Origin of the sequence: Finegoldia dalianensis (genome assembly GCF_046255015.1) — a bacterium.
Lineage (GTDB): Bacteria > Bacillota > Clostridia > Tissierellales > Peptoniphilaceae > Finegoldia > Finegoldia magna.
This window is the reverse complement of the sequence record NZ_JBDLBQ010000003.1, coordinates 99,322-121,106: the sequence shown is the minus strand read 5'-3', so window position 1 is coordinate 121,106 and position 21,785 is coordinate 99,322. Positions and strand designations below refer to the sequence as shown.

General features: G+C 31.5%; 20 protein-coding genes. All 20 read right to left on the bottom strand.

Annotation, left to right across the window (positions count from 1 at the left end):
- Nucleotides 1–45 precede the first annotated feature (45 nt).
- The 20 genes from ABDJ34_RS04380 to ABDJ34_RS04285 all read right to left on the bottom strand — a co-directional run bounded on the left by ABDJ34_RS04380 (nucleotide 46) and on the right by ABDJ34_RS04285 (nucleotide 21,762).
- A complete protein-coding gene (locus tag ABDJ34_RS04380; RefSeq protein WP_412701508.1) occupies nucleotides 46–1,329 on the bottom strand; it encodes a radical SAM protein in 1,284 nt (427 codons plus the stop codon).
- Nucleotides 1,330–1,652: 323 nt separating this feature from the next.
- On the bottom strand, nucleotides 1,653–2,738 hold the full coding sequence (locus tag ABDJ34_RS04375) for a phage tail protein (RefSeq protein WP_412701507.1): 1,086 nt from the start codon (nucleotides 2,736–2,738) through the stop codon (nucleotides 1,653–1,655).
- 71 nt (nucleotides 2,739–2,809) lie between these two features.
- Nucleotides 2,810–3,151, bottom strand: a complete 342-nt coding sequence (locus ABDJ34_RS04370; protein ID WP_002835111.1) for a type II toxin-antitoxin system PemK/MazF family toxin — start codon at nucleotides 3,149–3,151, stop codon at nucleotides 2,810–2,812.
- A gap of 109 nt (nucleotides 3,152–3,260) precedes the next feature.
- Nucleotides 3,261–4,436 carry an alanine racemase gene (alr, locus tag ABDJ34_RS04365; RefSeq protein WP_412701506.1) on the bottom strand — a complete coding sequence of 392 codons (1,176 nt, stop codon included), beginning with the start codon at nucleotides 4,434–4,436 and terminating at the stop codon, nucleotides 3,261–3,263.
- On the bottom strand, nucleotides 4,436–5,275 hold the full coding sequence (locus ABDJ34_RS04360; protein WP_412701505.1) for an NAD(P)H-hydrate dehydratase: 840 nt from the start codon (nucleotides 5,273–5,275) through the stop codon (nucleotides 4,436–4,438). Before ABDJ34_RS04360 ends, alr begins: the two co-directional genes overlap by 1 nt.
- A gap of 1 nt (nucleotide 5,276) precedes the next feature.
- Nucleotides 5,277–5,630: a holo-ACP synthase gene (gene acpS / locus ABDJ34_RS04355; RefSeq protein ID WP_154253668.1), complete on the bottom strand. Its 354-nt coding sequence runs from the start codon at nucleotides 5,628–5,630 to the stop codon at nucleotides 5,277–5,279.
- Nucleotides 5,620–6,987, bottom strand: a complete 1,368-nt coding sequence (locus ABDJ34_RS04350; protein WP_412701504.1) for a GTP pyrophosphokinase — start codon at nucleotides 6,985–6,987, stop codon at nucleotides 5,620–5,622. The genes acpS and ABDJ34_RS04350 overlap by 11 nt, the downstream gene beginning before the upstream one ends.
- Nucleotides 6,988–7,084: 97 nt before the next feature.
- Nucleotides 7,085–7,348: a DUF3343 domain-containing protein gene (locus ABDJ34_RS04345; RefSeq protein WP_412701503.1), complete on the bottom strand. Its 264-nt coding sequence runs from the start codon at nucleotides 7,346–7,348 to the stop codon at nucleotides 7,085–7,087.
- Nucleotides 7,338–8,621 carry a double-cubane-cluster-containing anaerobic reductase gene (locus tag ABDJ34_RS04340; RefSeq protein ID WP_278735580.1) on the bottom strand — a complete coding sequence of 428 codons (1,284 nt, stop codon included), beginning with the start codon at nucleotides 8,619–8,621 and terminating at the stop codon, nucleotides 7,338–7,340. The genes ABDJ34_RS04345 and ABDJ34_RS04340 overlap by 11 nt, the downstream gene beginning before the upstream one ends.
- Nucleotides 8,622–8,632: 11 nt before the next feature.
- Nucleotides 8,633–9,427, bottom strand: coding sequence for a 2-hydroxyacyl-CoA dehydratase (locus ABDJ34_RS04335; protein ID WP_412701502.1), 795 nt, complete (start codon nucleotides 9,425–9,427; stop codon nucleotides 8,633–8,635).
- Nucleotides 9,427–10,182 carry an acyl-CoA dehydratase activase gene (locus ABDJ34_RS04330; RefSeq protein ID WP_094208925.1) on the bottom strand — a complete coding sequence of 252 codons (756 nt, stop codon included), beginning with the start codon at nucleotides 10,180–10,182 and terminating at the stop codon, nucleotides 9,427–9,429. Before ABDJ34_RS04330 ends, ABDJ34_RS04335 begins: the two co-directional genes overlap by 1 nt.
- 150 nt (nucleotides 10,183–10,332) lie before the next feature.
- Nucleotides 10,333–10,977 carry a cysteine peptidase family C39 domain-containing protein gene (locus tag ABDJ34_RS04325; protein WP_412701501.1) on the bottom strand — a complete coding sequence of 215 codons (645 nt, stop codon included), beginning with the start codon at nucleotides 10,975–10,977 and terminating at the stop codon, nucleotides 10,333–10,335.
- A 253-nt stretch (nucleotides 10,978–11,230) separates the two neighbouring features.
- Nucleotides 11,231–12,538: an NCS2 family permease gene (locus ABDJ34_RS04320; protein ID WP_412701500.1), complete on the bottom strand. Its 1,308-nt coding sequence runs from the start codon at nucleotides 12,536–12,538 to the stop codon at nucleotides 11,231–11,233.
- Between the two features lie 11 nt (nucleotides 12,539–12,549).
- Nucleotides 12,550–14,463 carry an ABC-F family ATP-binding cassette domain-containing protein gene (locus ABDJ34_RS04315; protein WP_412701499.1) on the bottom strand — a complete coding sequence of 638 codons (1,914 nt, stop codon included), beginning with the start codon at nucleotides 14,461–14,463 and terminating at the stop codon, nucleotides 12,550–12,552.
- Between the two features lie 53 nt (nucleotides 14,464–14,516).
- Nucleotides 14,517–15,059: a phosphodiesterase gene (gene yfcE / locus ABDJ34_RS04310; protein WP_311437415.1), complete on the bottom strand. Its 543-nt coding sequence runs from the start codon at nucleotides 15,057–15,059 to the stop codon at nucleotides 14,517–14,519.
- Nucleotides 15,059–17,389 (bottom strand): endopeptidase La, encoded by a 2,331-nt coding sequence (lon, locus tag ABDJ34_RS04305; RefSeq protein WP_316533118.1) that lies wholly within the window; start codon nucleotides 17,387–17,389, stop codon nucleotides 15,059–15,061. The genes yfcE and lon overlap by 1 nt, the downstream gene beginning before the upstream one ends.
- Before the next feature lie 63 nt (nucleotides 17,390–17,452).
- Complete coding sequence (clpX, locus tag ABDJ34_RS04300; RefSeq protein WP_412701498.1) at nucleotides 17,453–18,688, bottom strand: ATP-dependent Clp protease ATP-binding subunit ClpX; 1,236 nt, start codon at nucleotides 18,686–18,688, stop codon at nucleotides 17,453–17,455.
- Nucleotides 18,689–18,698: 10 nt separating this feature from the next.
- Nucleotides 18,699–19,286 carry an ATP-dependent Clp endopeptidase proteolytic subunit ClpP gene (clpP, locus tag ABDJ34_RS04295; protein WP_002835127.1) on the bottom strand — a complete coding sequence of 196 codons (588 nt, stop codon included), beginning with the start codon at nucleotides 19,284–19,286 and terminating at the stop codon, nucleotides 18,699–18,701.
- A gap of 40 nt (nucleotides 19,287–19,326) precedes the next feature.
- Nucleotides 19,327–20,652, bottom strand: coding sequence for a trigger factor (gene tig, locus ABDJ34_RS04290; RefSeq protein ID WP_412701497.1), 1,326 nt, complete (start codon nucleotides 20,650–20,652; stop codon nucleotides 19,327–19,329).
- Between the two features lie 123 nt (nucleotides 20,653–20,775).
- A complete protein-coding gene (locus ABDJ34_RS04285) occupies nucleotides 20,776–21,762 on the bottom strand; it encodes a cell wall-binding repeat-containing protein (RefSeq protein WP_412701496.1) in 987 nt (328 codons plus the stop codon).
- Between the last annotated feature and the right edge of the window lie 23 nt (nucleotides 21,763–21,785).

Sequence of the window (21,785 nt, the reverse complement as noted above, 5' to 3'; positions counted from 1 at the left end):
CTCCTTGAATTTATGCCATTTCGGCAAATTTATATTTAGAGAATATTATTCTCCAGCTACCTGTTTTAATCTTATTCTGACAATTTTCTTCATAAAATCTTCCATATTATCTTTGAATCTATTACATGCCTTCTTGTTATTTACTACTCTTTGATAAGGACATCCTCCCATGCAAAAAGGTAATAATTTACAATCCTTACATTTTTCATCTTCAGTAGGATCATATAGCATATAATCATAATACATATTAGTGTTTCCATTAGAATTATCGTTTATATTTCCTATTTTTCTGTCTACGAATCCAATATCTGACCAGCACTTATATAAATCTCCATTACTATTAATCACCAATGAATTTACAGCATCAGCTCCACAAAAATTTGTTATTTTGTATGGATATTGATATAGCAAGGTATCTTCACCGTAAGTTTCATGAAATTCTAGAATCTTTTCAAAAAACTCTTTTTTTTGGATACAATGACAATCCTCATAAGAATCGTTGTCATTTTCTACTGGTGCTATGTAGATTAATATTTTATTTTCTTTATCAAATTTTTTCATATCATCAATTACTTGATTGTAAGAATTTTTATTATCATTATCTAAGTTAATTCTTATATGTGTTATTGGTAAAAATTCGTAGCTATCTTTTAAATTTTTTAAAATAATTTCATAAGTTTCGTTTCCATTATGTAGAATTCTTTTTTTATCATGCCATTCCTTTGATCCATCTAATGTAACTTGAATACTATTTATCTTTAAACTATTAAATTGTTCGACTATTTCTCTGGTTAATAGATATCCGTTTGTAACTATAAAGGCTGTATACATGACATTATGTTCATCACACATTTTTATTATTTTATCTGAAAGTCTTTTTATGCTATCAAATTCAAGCAAAGGTTCTCCCCCATACCATGATATGGATAGAGTATTTAATCTTTCAATTTGCTCAGAAATAAATTCTATTATGGAATTCTCCGTTGATTCATTCATTGACTTTTTATTTTCTGCATTTTTCTCATAACAATATGAACAATTAAAGTTACAAGCAAGAGTTGGTGCTATTGTTAATGATAAATTAGAGTTATTAAATCTTGAACTAAGCAATTCATATTTAATTTTAGATAATTCATCGTCATCATCATCTAATACAAAATTCATATCTTTGAGTTCTTGAAATTCCTTTGGTAATTCTTTTCTCTCTTCGATTTTTTCATACATTTCAATATCATCGCTGTCTAATAATGCCAATGAATTAGAATACGAATTATATATCGCAACGTTTTCATCAACTTTTAATAAAAAGTTATATTTTGATTTCTTCATATTTCCCCCTTCATCACTTTTATAATCAAATATCTTCATTACTTTTATAACTATATATTAAATCGAAACGTTTTTATTGTCAAGGATTTATTTATTTATTTTTCTAATAAATGAGTGATATTTAATCTATATCCTTATGTGTTAATGATATGTATTATCAATTTTTATCATCTAATATGGATATTTTCTAAGTTTGCTAAGTTATTTCATTTATTTAAAATTTCAATATATGATTATTTTAGTAATATTTTTTTTATGAAATTATAATATAAACTAAAAAACAGGGGCATATTTCTAAATGTCCCTGTTCAATCTCTAATATTTTATTTAAAATCCAATGTATCCACGAATTGTAATATTTCTAATAACTTTGTTCTTTTTTTGAATGTTTTCTCTATGTTTTTTTTCAAATATTGGTACAAGTCATCGTTTCTAGCTTCGAAGGATTTGATTTCCATTATGATATTCATGTATTTTTTGTCTTTGTATGTGCTTTTTAATCTCTTTCGATAAATTTCCCATACTTTTTCAAATGTTTTGTCTTTGTCTTGTTTGATAAGTTCTTCTACGAAAAGTATAAAATAATACGAATCGTGTATTGATGACAAGTTTTTGAATACATTAGTATAATCTTCTTCGTTCAAATATTTCTTGGTTTCTGATATGATTTCTTTTTCCATTTCAATTGAGTAATTATCATTGTCCAAGCTTTGTGAAAGCATAATTACATAATCGTTGATTAATTTGAATGTGGATTCTTTGTCGTCGACTTTTGAATATTTGTACAGGAATTCTCTCCATTTGGCTATGAATTTCGTCATGTAATTCATAAGTATATACGTTCTGACATCTATTGTGAATACGTAATTGGATGTGAATATGAAAAACTTTTTGAAATATTCAAAATATTTCAATAGTGCATCTGATATCATGCTAATGGATAATGTTGTGACTATTTCTTGGTTTTCTTCTGTCAATTCGATGTTGCCTTTTAATAGTGACGGACTATTTCCATATTGAATTAGTTTTTTGATTGCGTATACAAATAGATAAGAATATGATTGATCATCTTCGATTTTGTCAAACAAATCTTGTAACATATCAAAATCTTTGTCTTTGATAAGATATAGTATCGTCTTTTTGTGAAGTTGTACTTCACTCATGTCGCTGTAGTAATTCACAACTGAAGAAAATGAATTTTCTTGTTCACGTTCCACTAGGTCGATAAGTTCGATGTCACTGTTTCTGTCGTTGATGTATATGTCGTTAATTTTAAGAAGCTCTTGTTCGCTATTTTCGTTTTTGAATGCGAATTTTTTCTTGTTCCAATCGTAGATGCTTAATCCATCTGTTCCTGTTTTTTTGTATATTAAAAAGTTGTTTAATCTAAAAATATCGTAATTTTCCATAGCTTAAATTATATACAAAAAAAGCTACCAAATCAAATTTGATAACTTTTTTATAAAATATGTAGTTTAGATTATATACCCACAGATATTTTTAAAGCTTCATCCAACTTTATCAGAACTCTATCATCAAAGCTACCTACTTTTTCACGAAGCCTTTTTTTATCAATAGTTCTTATTTGTTCAGCTAAAATAACTGAATTTTTCGGTAAACCGTACTTGGATCGTTCTATTGCAACATGTGTTGGTAATTTCGCTTTATTTATTTGTGAAGTAATAGCTGCTATGACTACGGTTGGACTGTATTTGTTTCCCACATCATTTTGAACAACAACGACAGGTCTTACACCACCCTGCTCAGATCCAACAACAGGGCTTAAGTCTGCGTAAAATATGTCTCCTCTTTTTACTTTCATAAACTCACCCTATAAACTCTTCGCTATTTTAAGAACTATTTTTATTATATCCAAAACACTTCAAGAAATCAATATAATAAACTTGCCCAACTTAAAAGCTGGGCTAAGATTAGTTGATTTTTTGTAAATAGTCGCACACTTCTACGACTTTTCCATTTCTAGTGTAAATTCTAGGAATTCTCATTGTAACTCTACACAAAAGCTCATAGACATTTGTGTTTGCCATTTCCGCCAAATCATACAATGATATTTCTCCCATGTCATCTTTTCCGAATAACAAAACTTTGTCGCCAACTTTTACATCTCTAATGAAAGATACATCTATCATAATTTGGTCCATGCAGACTTTTCCCAAAATTTTTGCTTTTTTGCCGTTGATAATCACATAAGCTTTGTTGGATAATTCCAAAGGATAACCGTCAGCATAACCTATTGTAGCTGTTGCAACTACTGTTTCAGAGTTTGTCGTGAATGTTCTTCCGTATCCGATGTCTGTTCCTTTTGGAATTGTTTTAATCATTGACACTGTTGTGTAAAGCGAAGATATTTCTTCCAGATTTAACCTAGAATTTTCTCTTACATAATCTGATGCGTGATATCCGTAAAGTCCGATTCCACATCTTATCATATCCAAGTAATATCCGTGAATTATCGCTCCAGCATCATTTGCTATGTGTTTTATTGGAACAGTTATTCCTCTGTTTTCCACATCAATCATAAAGCCAATGTATGTATTGTATTGTTCTTTGGTATAGGAATAATCTTCGCTATCAGCATCTGAAAAATGACTGTAAATTCCTTGCAACACTACATTATCCATTTTATAAATTTTGAATATTTCTTCCAAGCATTTATCTTTGTCAAGTCTAACTTGGAACCCTAATCTTGTCATTCCTGTGTCGATTTTGATGTGAACTTTGCATATTTTATTCAAACTTTTTGCAACGTTGTTGATTTCAACTGCAGTTTCATAATCGTAAACTGTTAATTCGATATTGTTTTTGATGGCGACTTCAATGTTTTCATTGGAAATGTATCCTAAAATCATAATTGGTTTGAATATTCCATTTTTGCGAAGTTCCAAGGCTTCATTTATATTGGACACTGCAAAGTAATCTATTCCCAAATATTCCAATTCTTTTGTAATAAATGCTGCGCCTTGTCCATAAGCATTGGCCTTAACTACGGCACACATTTTGACTAAATTGCTTATGTTTTTGATTTCTTTGTAATTGTGTTTTAATTTGTCCAAATCAACCTTCAAATAACTTTGATATTTAAACATTATTTCTCCTTACAAGCACTAATCGCTTCCGGTAAATTTCTAATAATATCCGATGCAATAATGCTGTCCTCTCCTATTTTTTGTTTTGCAAAATCTCCAGCTAGTCCGTGAATATACACTCCCAATTTACAAGCTTCGAACACATCTGTGTTGTGCATAAAACTTGCAATAATTCCAGACAAACAATCCCCACTTCCAGCTGTTGCCATTCCTGCGTTTCCTGTATTGTTTACATAAATTTCGTCATTTTTTGCGACGATTGTGTGATGGCCTTTGAGAACTACTATACATTTGTGTTTTTTTGAAAAATCCGTAGCTACTTCCTCACGATTTTGATTGATATATTCTACATCCAATCCCGAAAGTCTACTAAATTCCAATGGATGTGGAGTTATGGCAACTGAATAATCTTCAAATTCTAGTTCACAGAAATCTTTTATTGAGTTTAATCCATCAGCATCTATCAAAACTGGTTTATGGAAGTTTTTGAGTACGGCTTTTATCAATTCATAATTTAATTCATCTTTTCCCATGCCACAACCAATTGCGACACAGTTTTTATTGGAAATATATTCTAAAACTTGAGAAATAGAATTATTACTCAATTTTTTGTCGTCACATTCAAGTGGAAGTATTATATTCTCAACGGATTTAATTTGCATGATTTCCGAGATAATTTCAGGGACAATTGTGTACACCAATCCACTACCACAGCGAAGTGCTGCCATGCTTGCCAAGTAGACGCTACCACACATTCCGTTCGAACCACCAATTATGCAGACTCTTCCGTAGTTTCCTTTATTGGAAAAAGGGTCGCGTTTTTTTATTGTAAAATCCATTTTAATCCTCCAACATCAACACGCACATTGCTATTGCGTATTCTTCATCGTGAGAAATGGATGCATCAATATCTAAAACTTTTGGAAATTTATCTGTATTTAATTTTACAACTAAACCGTCATCATGTATAGACTCCACATCCATAAAACTCATTTTACCAATTCCAGTCTTCAAAGCTTTTGACACTGCCTCCTTCATGCAAAACATCCCTGTAATCGTCTCATAATTACGATTTTTCGATTCAATGTATGAAATTTCTCGTTCAGTAAAGACTTTTCGCATAAATTTATCCAGATTTTTTATGTTTTCAATTCGTGAAACTCTTAGAATATCAGTTCCACATCTAATCTTCATTTTTGATTCCTTCAAATTTTTCCAAGAATTTGTTTCTCAATGCTAAAAAGTCTAATTTTTCAATGTCTTCCACGCTTTCCACATCTTTTACGAATTCTTCTACGATTTCTCCTATTATTTCGAATGAATTTTGTGAAAAATTATTAATATTATATGATTCCGACAAATATTTTATGCTTTCTTTCATTAATTTATCCGTCAAAATATCTTGGTAAGTTTGGTTGATGTTGCAGTTGCTGATTTCTTTTTCGATGACTTTTTTTATGGAATATATCACATAATACACAAAATCCATAAAAATCTCACTATTTTCTCTGTCATCAAGGGCAAATAATATCGACAAACAGAAATTCCAGTTGAAGTCCTTGTCCAATCTGCTGTTAAGTCCCTGTGCAAATGAAGTGTGAATGTAATCTCCAAATTCCATATCCGAAAAATCATACAATTCACCAAAACTAATTGGCTTGTTACTTATGGCATTGACTTTGTTTAATATGTCGATCAATCTTTCTTCGTATTGTTTCTTCTCCAAAACATCCATTATTGAAAACAAATAATCGCTTACTACATTTGCAATATTTCTCATATCTATTACAAAACCTAAATTGTATTTTAATTTAAGCATGTATCCATCGTGAATCATTTTTGTTATGATGCTTTTAAATTGTTGTCTTGTAGCATCGTCTTCGTTGGATTCCACTGTCATCATTTTTTTGTAAACACTGTTGAGTTGTTTGTCGATAATTGTAAGGTTATTTTTGATTGAATACATTACATCACGTATCAAATCTTCTGTCATAACGTAGTTTGAATTTTTGTATAAAATCGAATGATCTACCTCTCCCCAGAACACATTAACCATGGATTTGATTTGCACTTCAAAATTGATTTTCATATCGTCGTTTTCCACAAAAATAGCGTCAATTTTATAAATTTCAAACCCGTTTTTTTGTTTTTGTGGTTGTGGTTGATCTAGGTTAAGTCTGATTCTCATATCATACTTAGAATAATAATAGCCGTCTTCATCTTTGTAATAAAAAAGTCTTTTCAAATATTCGTACAAATCTTTTTCATTTTCGTTGAAACGACATTCTATTCTAACTCCAATTAAATCTGGAAATAGATTGAACACTTCCTCTACGTCTTTACATTTTATATAATAATTTTGTTTTAGTATTTTTTCTTTGATGCTGTCTTCTTTTTTTACACGTGCGTTAATATTAATAACATCTTCGTTTGTTTCAAAAACTTTACTGAAAAACTCTTTTGTTTCTTCTGCAACAAAGTTTATGAATTTGTAACGACTATTAATTAATTTAACAGCATCATTCATAAATTGAAAAATTCCAGCTCTCATTTTTAACTCCTTTTTATTGCTACTACTATTTTACCATATTTAAGCTTTTCACATGCATCAAAAAAGAGCACTGCGTGTGCTCTTTTGATTTTACAATTTACAGAAACTTCATCCTTTTAGGATTAATGTCTCGTTCTATTTCGTGAAAGCCCTTGATTTCGATGTTGTTTTCTTCTATGATTTTTTCGATTTTGGGTTTGTCTTCCAAGTTATCGTACAATATAGAAATCCCACAACACACATCCAAGACTCTTGGCGTTGGTGCAATCGTAGCTTTAATAGAATTTTCTTTGATTAAATCGTAAAGTTTTTGTCCGTTTGCCACATCTTTGAACAAGATGTAGTTCATTTTATCTGCCATTTTCAATCATTTCAACGAATGCTTCAATTCTTGTCTTCAATTGTTCGCTGTCTTCGTCAGTATAATCAGTTTCAATTCCCAATACTGGAATGTTGTGATCTTTAAGTTCTTTTTCTACAATGTGACCTTCTGTATCGTAAATGTTACAGAATTTTAAGTTAACATCGATTACACCGTCAACGTTGTATTCTTTTGCAAGTCTGATGATGTCGTCAACTCTTTCAGTGTTTGGAGTGTAACATGCGCAGTTAATGCCTTTCATGTATCTGTCTGTCAAGTGGTCAACCATCTCGTCCATAGTTTTGCCGGATTCATCTACAGTTAATTCAAAATATCTTGAACCTGTACACATTTCTTCACATACAACAGCTGCTCCACTTGATTCAATGATGTGGTGTAGTTTCCAGTTTGGAATAGACAATGGAGTTCCTGTTAACATTAATCTTGTAGCGCCTTTTTTGTATACGCTAACGTTTTGTTCTTTTCTCTTATCCAATTCGTCGCACAATTCATTAACTTTTTGTGCAAATCTAGTTGGATCATCGTAGAATGCGATTTGAGAAATTAATAAACAATCTTTACCACTGATTGGAACATTATCTAATTTACGGAATTCCCACAATCTTTGCATTGCACGTCTTTTATTGTTGATTAAAACAATTGCATCATGAAGAGATTCTGGAGTTAATTTGTTGCCAGTTAATTCTTCGATTCTGTCTATGTATCTATAAACCTCATCTTTGAAGAATTCTACGTCTTTGTCTCTTTTCATTTGTGGCAAATCAAAGATGTACATTGGAGCATCTTTTGACATGATTTCCCATGCTTTTTTCTTGCCGTCGCAAGTTGTTTCTCCGACGAATAAATCTGCAAGTCTGAAGAATGGACAAGTTTTTTCAAATCTAGCACCTAAAGATGCTTTGATTAGTGGACATGTTGCAGTTGGAAGATATTTTTCTCCACCTGGTACCCAGAATTGAGATCCTGAACACAAACCAGTATTAATAGCTCCGCATCCAAATACTACTTCGTCAGGAACGTGAATACAGAATGTTCCTACAACTTTTCCGCCGTTTTTTTGGAATTCGATTAATTCAGCTGGTCTAATTCCGTGGATTTCTGCAACAACCATGTTGAAATAATCCATTTTTTCTGGTCTATTTTCTTGTGATAAATATACATCACCAAATGCTTGTGGTAAAACTTCACACAAAACGTCGTGTTCTTCAACGTTCATTCCTAAATCTTCCCACATTTTTCTGTAATCTGCCATTTAAATACCCCCTAGTAAGTAATTACATTATCATCATAATCAAATTGGCTACAGTTACGTATCACATAATCTGGTTTGAAATCGAATTGCTTGTACTTTTCATCTATGTATTCAAATCCTTTTTTTGTAAAAATATCGTGATATTCGCCTTCACAAAAATAGCCTTCTTTGATTAATTGATCAAATTTTTTGTACACTCCAGCTGCTGCCTGAAGCTTAACCGATGATTTTTCCCTAAAAGAATCATCTATATGTTCTTTGATGAATTCTATTCTTTTGTCGATGTCGAAGATAAATTTGGAGAAATATTCCACCTCGTATATTCTTCTCTCATCAATATCGCATTTTCTGAGATTGAATATAAGAGATGAAATTTCTCTGGATTTTTCAATTAAATCATTAAATTTTTCTTCGTCAAATTTTTTGTCTAATTTGTCTTCCAGATACTCAATCAAAGATTTATAATCCCTGTATTTGTACACGAAAACATCTTTGTCAGTTTTCTTTTTCAAAGTTTCGTAGCGAATTTTGCAACTATCATCTACTATGAAAAACGATGAACTAAACATAAAAGGACATCTTCCAAGTTCCAAATAAGCAAAAGAAGAATTCAACATATCACAGTAATTATTATCCGAATAACCTTCTGTGACTTCCCTGTCCATTCCATAAGAATACACTGTTGTGACTCCAAAACTCTCAACGATTTCCCATGGAACTCTGCCCCACAATGAAACAACAGTTGTTGATTTACTCAAAGTGAGGGCATCGATATATGCGTTTTTTCTAATATCTAAATAATCCATTATCTTGCCAAGACTGCTGCTCCTATCGCTCCTGCAAATCTTGCGTTCTCATTTGTTTCTACGGTTGCTGACAGAAGTTCTGACAAGTGTTCTGTCATATAATCATTTCCCGAAAAACCTCCAGTTAAGAAATAATAATCCGTAGCAGGAAGTCTGTGAACCAAAGTCTTCACTTTATTAATGATAGAATTAATTACACCACAAGCAATATCTTCTTTTGGTGTACCTTTTCCTATTAGAGAAATGATTTCTGTTTCAGCAAAAACCGTACACATCGAAGAAATTTTCACATCTTTTCCAGTTCTTGCCAAATCAAACATTTCGTCCAGTCCAACACCAAGACGATTTGCCATTACTTCCAAAAATTTCCCAGTACCAGCAGAACACTTATCATTCATGATGAAATCTTCCACCATACCATTTTTGTAACTTATGGCTTTTGTATCTTGTCCTCCAATGTCGATAATAGTCATATCAGTATCGTTGAAGAAACTTGCTCCTTTTGCGTGGCATGTTATTTCTGTAACGACTTTGTCCGCAAATGGAACAGAAACTCTTCCATATCCTGTAGCGACAACTTTGCTATTATCTTCGTTTACTCCATTTGATTCTAGCCATTCTTTTATAGTTTTACTTGTTTCAACAGAACTCCAGCCCGTTGGCATAACTTTTTTGAAAAGAATTTCTTTTTTTGAATCATCTAAAACAACTACCTTTGAAGCAGTTGAACCTATATCAATTCCTACATAATACATATTTATCACCATCTTCATTATAACATCAAACAAAACTATTTTATAATTTATAGGATTATTCAATAAATCAAGCATTACTTATAGGAAAAATCTATAAATAAAATGAGAATTAAAAAAAGCCTTGAAAAATTAATTTCAAGGCTCTCATTCTTATCCTATTACTATAATATTTCCCCACCATCTAAAAATTGATTGTGATAATTCATTTGCAGCGTATAATCTGTCTTTTCCTTTTGGTTGTCCATTAAAGTACATTTCTCCCCAATTGTTTGGATCGTAAACTTCAAAATACAATCTATTGTTTATATGAGTGTATCCTTTTACAACTAAGAAATGTCCTCCTTGGTAGTTGTAAAATCTACCGATATTTGAATTGTTGTTATTATTAAATGAAATAAATCCAGTATTCACACAAACAATTGCAATATTTCCATTATCCAATATATCTGTCAAAGTATCTTCTCCATTGTATACAATTGTACGATTTGGAATTCTTTGATCATTCAAATATTGTGATACAGTGTTTGTTGACCACCATCCACCTTGCATAGGATAACGATCTCTTGCTCCTGCTGCTGTAGCGATTGTATTTCTATTGAACCATTTTTCGACCATTACACTTGAAGATGGACCACAATTTGAGTTACTAGCCCAGCCAGTGTTTCCTTGATCTATGTACCAATTATAGTTTCTATCGTTGTGTACTTCTTGTCTTACTGCGCCTGCAAAAGTAGGTGTTACTAAAACTACGATTGCCATTAAAAGCATTAATATTTTTTTGCTAAATTTCTTCATATTTTTACTCCTTTGATTTTATTTTTAAAAAGAAGACGTTTTACTTATATTTATAACCTCCTTATTTTATTTTTCTTCTTTTTATTAGCTAAATTATTTGATTTTATAACAATTAATTTCATAAATCTATGTGTTCTCTGTAATTATGTTATCGTTTACAATAAAAGTATAACACTTATTTTTAAATTATGAAATAGTTTTGAACAAAAAAATAGTAGCACATTTTTCATGCACTACTATTTTTATTTAATGTTTAAAATAAAGGCCAAATTATTCTTAAAACGAATACTATTGCCAAGATATACATCAAAATAGAATTATCTTTTCTTTTTCCTGCTAATAATTTTATTAAAACGTAGCTTATCATTCCAAAAGAAATTCCTTCTGCAATTGAATAACAAAATGGCATCGCAATTATTGTTATAAATGCAGGAATTGCTTCTGAATAATCGTAAAAGTCGATTTCTTTGATTGAGCTAAGCATAAATAATCCTACGATTACCAATGCAGGTCCTGTTGCTTGTGCAGGAATCATTCCGAATACTGGGAACAAGAATAAGCTTAGGAAGAAAAAGAATGCTGTTGACAAAGCTGTTAGACCAGTTCTTCCACCTTCTGCAACTCCTGATGCCGATTCAACAAATGTAGTTACTGTACTTGTACCAAGTAGAGCTCCCATTGTTGTTCCAATCGCGTCTGCTAATAATGCAGGAGATGCTTCTTTTAATTTTCCTTGTTCATCTAACATACCAGCTTTTGCACTAACTCCAACCAAAGTTCCTACTGTATCGAAAATATCTACAAATAAGAATGTGAATACTACAGTGAACATATCGAAAGTAAATATTTTATCGAATTGTATTTTAAAAGCTACTGGAGCTAATGATGGTGGCAATGTTATTGGAGATCCGCCTTGGTATTTTGACACTCCCAAAATTAAAGCTAAAATCGTAGAAGCCAAAATCCCATACATCAACGCACCTTTGATTTCTCTAGCCAAAAGTAAAGCGATAATGAATAATCCTACAATAAATACTACGCTTTCTCTGCTCAAGAGATTTCCCAATTGTAAAACAGTACCTTCACCTTGCAAAATAATTCCTGAATTTACCAAACCAACTAGCGCTATGAAAAGTCCAATTCCACAGCTAACTGCTTTTTTCAAATTAATTGGAATCGCATCAAAAATCATTTCTCTTACTTTAAATAATGAAAGAATTAAAAATACAATACCTTCCAAAAATACTGCAGTAAGCGCAAATTGCCAAGTATAGCCTAGTGTTTTAACAACTGTAAATGTAAAAAATGCATTAAGCCCCATACCTGGTGCCAAACCAAATGGCAAGTTGGCTAAGAACGCCATACAAACCATGGCAATAATACTTGCAATTACACTAGCAGTAAAAACTCCACCCTTGTCCATTCCAGTTTCACTTAACATTTGAGGATTGACTGCCAAGATATAACTCATAGTCATAAATGTAGTAAATCCCGCCATTAATTCCGTCTTTACATCTGTTTTCCTCTCAGATAGACGAAATTTTTTTTCTAAAAAATCCAAGTTTTCCCTCCTTAATTTTTATCAAAATCTTCGTATTCCAATTGTTTATCTTCCCAATCTGAATACAAAGAATTTTTGTCAGCGTTAAGATGTTCCAGTTCTTCATTTAATTGAAGAATTTTTTGAGGATCATCGTAAATATCATTTTGACAAAACAGGTCTTCAATTTCTTTGATTCGTTCGTCAATTTTATCTATAGTCGATTCAATCGTTTCAATTTGTTTTCTCAATTTTTTAAGATTATTTGTGATAGCACGTTGTTTTTTCTTTTCTTTCAAAGCTGCAGTTTTGTTCAAACTTTCCTCTGTTTTGTCCACTTTCAAATCATTGATTTTCTCTTGATAATAATCGTAATTTCCAAGGAAAGTAGTCGTTTTATCTTTTTCCAACACAATGATTTTATCACAAACTCTGTTCAAGAAGTATCTATCGTGACTAATTACAAAAACAGTACCTTCGTAATTTATCAGAGAATCTTCCAAACTTTCCTTTGAGTCAATGTCCAAGTGGTTAGTAGGTTCGTCCAGTAACAAAAAGTTTGATTTTGAAAGCATCAACTTCAGTAAAGATACACGCGCCTTTTCTCCACCACTCAAATCTTCAATAAGTTTGAAAATATCGTCTCCCACGAAATTCATAATAGCAAGAGCACTTCTGATTTCGTAGTGAGTCATTTTAGGATATTCGTCCCAAATTTCATCGATAATTGTGTTTTTGTCGTTCAAATAAATTTGTTCTTGGTCGAAATATCCGATATTAACATTAGATCCTAATCTGAATTTTCCTGAAGTTGGTTTTAAATTTTTGGTTATAATATTGAATAAAGTCGTTTTACCAACTCCATTTGCTCCAATAAGTCCTACTCTTTCTTCCTTATATATATCTAAGTTACAGTTCTCAAAAATAAGCTTGTCGTCAATTTTTTTGGACAAATCTTCAACCATCAACACGTCCTTGCCGCTTGGTGAAGATATTTTGAATTTAATTCCAAATGTTCCGTCATCATAAGTAGGCTTATCCATAAGCTTCATTTTGTCCAACAGTTTCTTTCTGGATTGTCCCTGTTTATTCTTCTTAGCATTATCAGTGCTAGTGTATTTTTCAACGATTTCAAGTTGTCTCTTGTACTCACGTTGTTGATTTTCGTAAGTCTTTCGTTGGATATCCATATAGATTTTTCTCTGTTTCATAAAACCAGTGTAATCTGTCTCGTACGTTTTGATGGTTCTATTTTCCATATGAAAAATCCTATTCACAATTCCATCTAAGAAATATCTATCGTGAGAAATTATCACACAAGCGCCTTTGTAATTCTTCAGAAAAGTTTCCAAAAATTCGATAGCTTTGATATCCAAATGGTTGGTTGGTTCGTCTAGTAACAATACGTCACATTTTTGTAGAAGAAGTTTTGCGAGCATTATTCGAGATTTTTGACCACCACTGAAATTAGTGACATTTTTATCCAAATCATCATCCGAAAATCCCAAACCTTTTAGTGTGCCTTTGATTTCAGAATCGTAGAGATATCCTCCCATTGATTCAAATCTTTCCAAATCTCTGTGGTATTTGTTCATCAAATCTTCCAAATCTTCGGTATCCTTCATTTGATTTTCGTATTCTCGAAGTTTGTTCTCCAATCTCAATACTTCTGAAAAAACGCTCAAGCATTCTTCGTACAAAGTATTAGTCGAATCGAATGAATTATGTTGCTTCAAGTATCCTATTTTCATATCATTTTTGATGAACAAGTCTCCACCGTCTTTAGACAATTCTCCTGTCAAAATATTAAACAAAGTGGATTTACCAGCACCATTTATTCCTATGATTCCAATTTTATCATTGTCGTTAATATTAAAAGTAACATTTTCTAAGATACTTTTATCTAAGAAAGATTTTTCTATGTCTTTTGCGCCTATTAGAATCATTTTTTCACTTCCTAACTAAACAGTCAATCAACTCAATTCTGAGTTAATTGACTTCATATTTTCAAAGATGACAAAACTTTGTTTGAGTCTGTATCTATAAGTTTGATTTCATCATCATCTATTATTGCAACTGATTTTACACCGTCTTTTGGAATAGAAGGACTACCTGGATTTAACAAAATAACGCCTTCTTTATCTTCCAAAACTTTTACATGAGTGTGTCCTGTTATTACGATATCACAATTATTGGCCTTAGCAATTCTAATTCTCTTTTCTTCATCTTCCTCGTATCCATGAATTGTGAAAATTCTAAATTTGCCAATATTTATGATTCTATGTTTTTGTGTCAAATCGTGTTCAATAACCATTTGATCCACATCACTATCGCAATTTCCTCTTGTATATATCACATTATCCATAGATTTGAAAATAACTGCCAAATCTTTGGGATTATAATCTTCTGGAAGAGCATTGCGTGGTCCGTGATACAAAACATCTCCCAAATGAAAAATCGTGTCGCAATCTTTTAGAATATCCAAAGCTTTTTTCGTATTATCTAAAGAGCCATGTGTATCGCTTATTACACCTATTTTCATTAGATTAATACCTCATCCAAAATTTCTTTTACATTATTTGTAAAATAGAATTTGATTTTTTGTCTAATTTTAGGATCAATGTCTTGGATATCTCTTTTGTTTTCTTTTGGCAAGAAAACTTTATTAATTCCGTATCTATGAGCAGCCAATACTTTTTCCTTAACTCCACCAATTGCCAATACTCTTCCTGTAAGTGTGATTTCTCCAGTCATTGCAAAATCGTGTTTTACTTTTCTTCCTGTCAATGCACTTACTAGCGCTGTAACCATTGTAACACCCGCTGACGGTCCATCTTTTGGAACAGCACCTTCTGGAACGTGGATATGAATATCTTTTTCTTTGTAGAATTCTCCTTTTATACCCAAATCCTCTTGGTTACTTCTGATGTATGAAATTGCAGCCATTGCAGATTCTTTCATTACATCTCCAAGTTTTCCTGTAAGTTGAGTTTTGCCTGTACCGTCCATTACATTCGCTTCAATTGTCAGGATAACTCCACCAACTTGTGTCCACGCTAAACCATTCACAACTCCTATTGTGTCTTCCCTTGGAATTTCATCATCTAAAACTAATTTTGATCCCAAGAATTTTTCTAGATTTTTATTGTTGACAACAACTTTTTTAACATCATCTCTTACGATTTTCACAACGGCTTTTCTGACTACTTTTCCAATATTTCTTTCAAGCTCTCTTACTCCACTTTCTCTTGTGTAGTTGTTTATAATCGTATAGATAGCATCTCTTGTGATGTGGAATTGGGATTTGTCCATTCCATTTTCTTTTAATTGACGTGGAAGCAAATATCTGTTAGCTATTTCAAATTTTTCATAATCTGTATAACTTGTAACTCTTATAACTTCCATTCTGTCTAACAATGCATCTGGAATTTGTTCTTGTGAATTTGCAGTAGTGATAAATAATACATCTGACAGATCAACTGGAATTTCGATGTAATTATCTGTAAATTCACTGTTTTGTTCCGGATCTAAAACTTCCAACAAGGCACTTGCAGGATCTCCTCTAAAATCAGATGCTAATTTGTCAATTTCATCCAATAAGAAAACTGGATTTAATTTCTTAGCTTTTTGCAATTGAGTTATGATTCTTCCTGGCATTGCTCCGATGTAAGTTTTTCTGTGACCTCTAATTTCTGCTTCATCACGCACTCCACCAAGTCTCATGGATACGAATTTTCTATTAGTTGCTTCAGCGATTGATCTTGCAATTGAAGTTTTACCAACACCTGGAGGTCCAACTAAACAAAGGATAGGTCCTTTTAATGATCCAGTCATCTTCTTAACAGCTAAATATTCCAAAATTCTTTTCTTTACATCTTCTAATCCAAAATGACCATCATTTAGAACTTTTTCTGCAACTTTTAAATCAATCGAACTTTTTGATTTTTTGTTCCAAGGAATATCCAATACTTGATCGATATAATTTCTGATTACTGTGCTTTCGGGATTATTTGGATTCATAGAAGATAATCTGTTGATTTCCTTTAAAACGTGTTCTTCAGAATCTTTTTTTAGTTTTAGTTTCTTAACTTTGTTGGCATAATCATCTGTGTCTTCAATGTCGTATTCTTCACCCAATTCCATCTTGATTTGACGCAATTGTTCTTGAAGAAAATACTCTTTTTGTGTGTCAGATATTTCTTTGTTTGTTCTTTGTTCGATATCTTCTTTTATCTTCAAAAATTCAATTTCTTTTATTACAAATTTGTACACCAACTCAATTCTTTCATCCATATCCAAAGTTTCCAATAATAAAATTGAATCCTTGTCGTTTAATGAAATTAGCATTGAAATTGTATCTATCAAAGAACTTGGATCTTCTTCGTTTAAAAGTCCCCCAAGCAAATCTTGTGGTAATGGTTTTTTGATAATTTCTGCCAAGCTTTCAAACGAAGAAATAATCATCCTAATCATAGTCAGTGATTTATCTGTAGGATGATATTTTGTTTTATCGTATTCCATAACTTCTACGTTTGCTTCTAAGAAACTGTCGTTTTCAACAAAGTCTACGATTTTAGCTCTGTCGTAAGCTTCAACCAAAACTCTGACATTTCCATTTGGCATTTTAATAGTTTGTTTGATACTTGCAAGAACTCCTGTATGATAAAAATCTTCTTTTGTGATGTTTTCTACCATTGGATCTTTTTGCGTACAAATAAAAATCTCAGAATTTCTGAGCAAACTAGCATTTAAAGCATTTAATGAAACTTCTCTTCCAACTTCAAAATGTTGGATATTATTTGGAAACAACCACAAACCACGCAACGCGATTATTGGAAGTTTCTTTTCTGATATTGTATAGTATTCTTTCATCAAACTCCTCTTTCGAATTTAATCTATTGATAAAAATAGCTCACCTAAAGTGAGCTATTTGTGTTATTTATTATTTGTTTTGAAAACAAGTTTTGGGTCTTTTCCTTCTAGTACACTTTCTTTTGTCAAAATTACTTTGGAAATGTCTTGTCTTGATGGTAGCTCAAACATAATATTCATCAAAGATTTTTCTATTATTGTTCTCAAACCTCTGGCACCTGTTTTTCTATCGTAAGCCAACTTGGCGATAGCTTTCAATGCATCTTCATCAAATTCCAACTCAACATCATCCATTTTGAATAATTCTTGATATTGTTTGATAACTGCATTTTTAGGTTCCAAAAGTATTTTAATTAAAGCTTGTTCATCTAGTTCATCAAGTGTAACTAAAACTGGAATTCTTCCTACAAATTCAGGAATTAAACCAAATTTAATCAAATCTTCTGGCCTAATATCTTTGAACAATTCAGAAATTCTCTTGTGTTCATTTTCTCCCAAATCTGCCCCAAAACCTATTGATTTTGTTTCTGTTCTTTTTTCGATTATTTTTTCTAAGCCGTCAAAAGCTCCACCGACAATGAATAAAATATTTTTTGTATCAACTTGAATATATTCTTGATTAGGATGCTTTCTTCCACCTTGTGGCGGTACATTACAAATTGTACCTTCAACTATTTTTAGCAAAGCTTGTTGTACACCTTCACCGCTAACATCTCTAGTGATGGAAGGATTTTCGCTTTTTCTAGTAATCTTGTCGATTTCGTCAATGTAGATGATTCCTTGTTCTGCTTTTTCTATATCGTAATCCGCCGCTTGAATAAGCTTCAAAATTACATTTTCTACATCTTCTCCGACATATCCAGCTTCTGTAAGGCTAGTTGCATCGGCTATAGCAAAAGGAACATCCAATATCTTGGCTAAAGTTTCAGCTAAAAGTGTTTTTCCGCTTCCAGTTGGACCCACCAATAAAATATTTGATTTTTGTAATTCTACATCATTATTCATTAGATTAGAATTAATTCTTTTGTAATGATTATATACTGCAACAGCCAAGGCTTTCTTGCCTTCTTCTTGTTTGATTACATAATCATCAAGCACATCCTTGATTTCGATTGGCTTAGGCAAATCAATTCTTTCTTGGATAGTATCTACATCTTTGAATTCTTCTTCTATTATGCTGTTACATAATGAAACACATTCATCGCAAATAAATACTCCAGGTCCAGCAATTAATTTTCTGACTTCATCTTGTGATTTACCGCAAAAAGAACATTTATATTGATTTTCATTTTTTGGCATAAATATTTCCTTATTTAGAAGTATAAATAACTTCGTCTATCAATCCATACTCTTTTGCTTCTTCTGCTGTTAGTATGAAATCTCTGTCTGTATCTCTTTCAATTTTTTCTAGAGGTTGTCCAGTTCTTTCAGATAATATCTTGTTTAATAATTCTCTCTTCTTCAAAATATTCTTAGCGTGAATTTCGATATCACTAGCTTGTCCTTGTGCTCCACCAAGTGGTTGATGGATTAAAGTGTCTGCATTTGGAAGTGCATATCTTTTTCCTTTTGCACCACTTGTTAGAAGGATTGCTCCCATACTAGCAGCCATACCTACACAGATTGTTGAAACATCTGGTTTAACGTATTGCATAGTATCGTAAATTGCTAATCCTGCGCTTACAGAACCTCCTGGTGAATTGATATATAATTGAATATCCTTTTTTGGATCTTCACTTTCTAAGAACAATAATTGAGCTATAACAAGATCCGCCATCTGATCATTAACTTCGCCTGTGACGAAAATAATTCTTTCTTTTAAAAGTCGAGAGAAAATATCGTAAGATCTTTCCCCTCTATTACTTTGTTCTACAACCATTGGTACTAAAGATGGCATAATAATAACCTCCTATTATTAATTCTAATATATTGAAATATTATTTATCTTCTTTTGTTTCTTCAGCTTTCTTTGTTTCAAATTTAGTGATTTCTACTAATTTTTCTAAAGCTTTCTTTCTCTTGATGTCTTCTTTTAAGAATTCTACGTTTGGACTATTTTTGAATTCTTCGATGAATTTTTCTTCGTCGTCTTGTCCGTAAACTTTAGCGAATTCTTTTAATTGTTCATCTAATTCTTCATCTGTAGATTCGATTGCTTCTTTTTCGATATATTTTTCTAATACCAAATCACCTTTAACTTTTAATTCAGCGTTAGCTCTTAATTCGTTTTTAACATCTTCTTCTGAAGTGTTAGTAATTTGGAAATATTGTTCTGTATTTAAGCCCATTTGTTGAACTCTTCTTGCAAAATCTTGGAATTGACGGTTAACTTCGTTGTCAATCATTGATTCTGGAACTGAAATTTCAGTAGCATCAATCAAAGCTTCTACAGATTTATTTTGTTTTTCAACTAATTGTCTTTGTTCGTTGTCTTTTTCTAAGTGTTCTTTGATGTCTTTCTTGTATTCGTCAAGAGTATCGAATTCAGAAACATCTTTTACGAATTCATCATCTAATTCAGGTAACACTTTTTCTTTGATTGAATTGATTTTGCATTCAAACTTAGCATCTTGTCCCTTTAAAGAATCTTCGTGGTAATCTTCTGGGAATTTAACATTAACATCAAATTCGTCTCCAACATTGTGACCTACGATTTGTTCTTCAAATCCTGGAATAAATGTGTGTGAACCTAAAACTAATTCATAATCCTCAGCTTCTCCACCGTCAAATGCTTTATCATCTACAAAACCTTTGAAATTAATAGAAACAGTGTCATTTTCCTTAGCTTCTCTACCTTCAACTTCTTGAACTCTTGCGTTTGATTCTAATTCGTGGTTAATTTTCAAATCAACATCAGAATCAGTTACCTTGTATTCTTCGATTTCAGCTGATAGATTAGAATAATCACCTAATTCAAATTCTGGTTTTAAATCAACAGTGAATTTTACTTTTACATCATTATTTTCAGTAATATCGTCAAGATCGATGTCTGGTTGAGAAACTGGTTCTAATTCTAATTCTTCGATAGCTTTTTCGTAAATTCCTGGTAATAAAAGATTTACAGCATCTTCGTAGAATAAACCTTCACCATAAGCTCTTTCCAACATTTTTCTAGGAACTTTACCTTTTCTAAATCCTTTTAAACTAAATTTAGATCTATTCTTTTTATAACTTTCCTCAATTGCGTTATTGAAATCTTCTGCAGGTATTTCACATGTGAATACCGCTTGATTATTTTCTTTACTTACAAGCACTGCGCTCATACTTTCCTCCTAATTTTTATTTAAAACTTAAATTAATTTCACTTAAAATAGAAATTCCAGCTAATATTATACCCTAAATACCATTTTTTTTAAAGTTTTTTAGCTAAAATGATTAAAAAACTGTTATTTTTGTTCAACTTTGTAGTATAAATCCAATTTATTTGCTAATTTTTCGAAATTTTCTTCTTTTTTCCCGATATATATACCATTTTGTATAGATGTCGTAAGAAGTTTATTGGTAGTTTTGTCTACATTGCCTTCATTTACTAAAATATTTACGTAATTTTTTTGTAGGCTAACATACGATGCCAATAAAGATGTTCTAATATCTTTGTATTCAGTAAATATAATTTTAGAATACTTAATATCACTGTTTTGAACATAATTTGCATCATAGACCGATTTGTAATCATTTCGTGTAACCTTGAAACCATTTTGCTTTAGCTTCTCATCGTATTCACTACTTATAACCGATGTAGGTTGATCTATCAAAATATTTGAAATTCCCTTATCAATAGCAAACTTTGTAATTGAATCGTCAAATTTCTTACCTTGTACAAATGTAATTGCGTATCCATTTTTAAGATAGTAACCCATCTTTGCTTGAATAAAATTGAAATTGGACAAATCGCTAATAACTAAAGTATCCGTAGGATTCAAATTCGTGTTTTCTTTGATTACATTCTTGGACACTTCGACGCGATCTCTTCCATCAATTCTTGTAACCAACAAACCGCTCAATTTCAAATTATCAGAGATTTCTTCTGAAACTGATTTTGGTCCGCCTATGATATATACATTTTTCGCTTTCAACCTATTAGCTTCATTTAATATCGGACTTTCTTTCTTTATATATGCTCCATCATTTTGAATAAGCAATATCGCAGCCTTATTCTTATATGCAAAACTAAGCGCCGAAATTATGTCGCATTCCTTTTTTTCATTTACTATGACTAAGTTTGCATTTTTGTCGTAAACTTCCTCTGTCAATTTTTCTGACAAATCGGAACAGTCTTTCTCAATTATTTTATCCAGAACTACATCCGTATTCGCAAGTGATTTTGTCGATAAAAACAACAAACACATACACAAAATTAAAATTCTTTTCATAATTACCTCTCCATTAATTATAT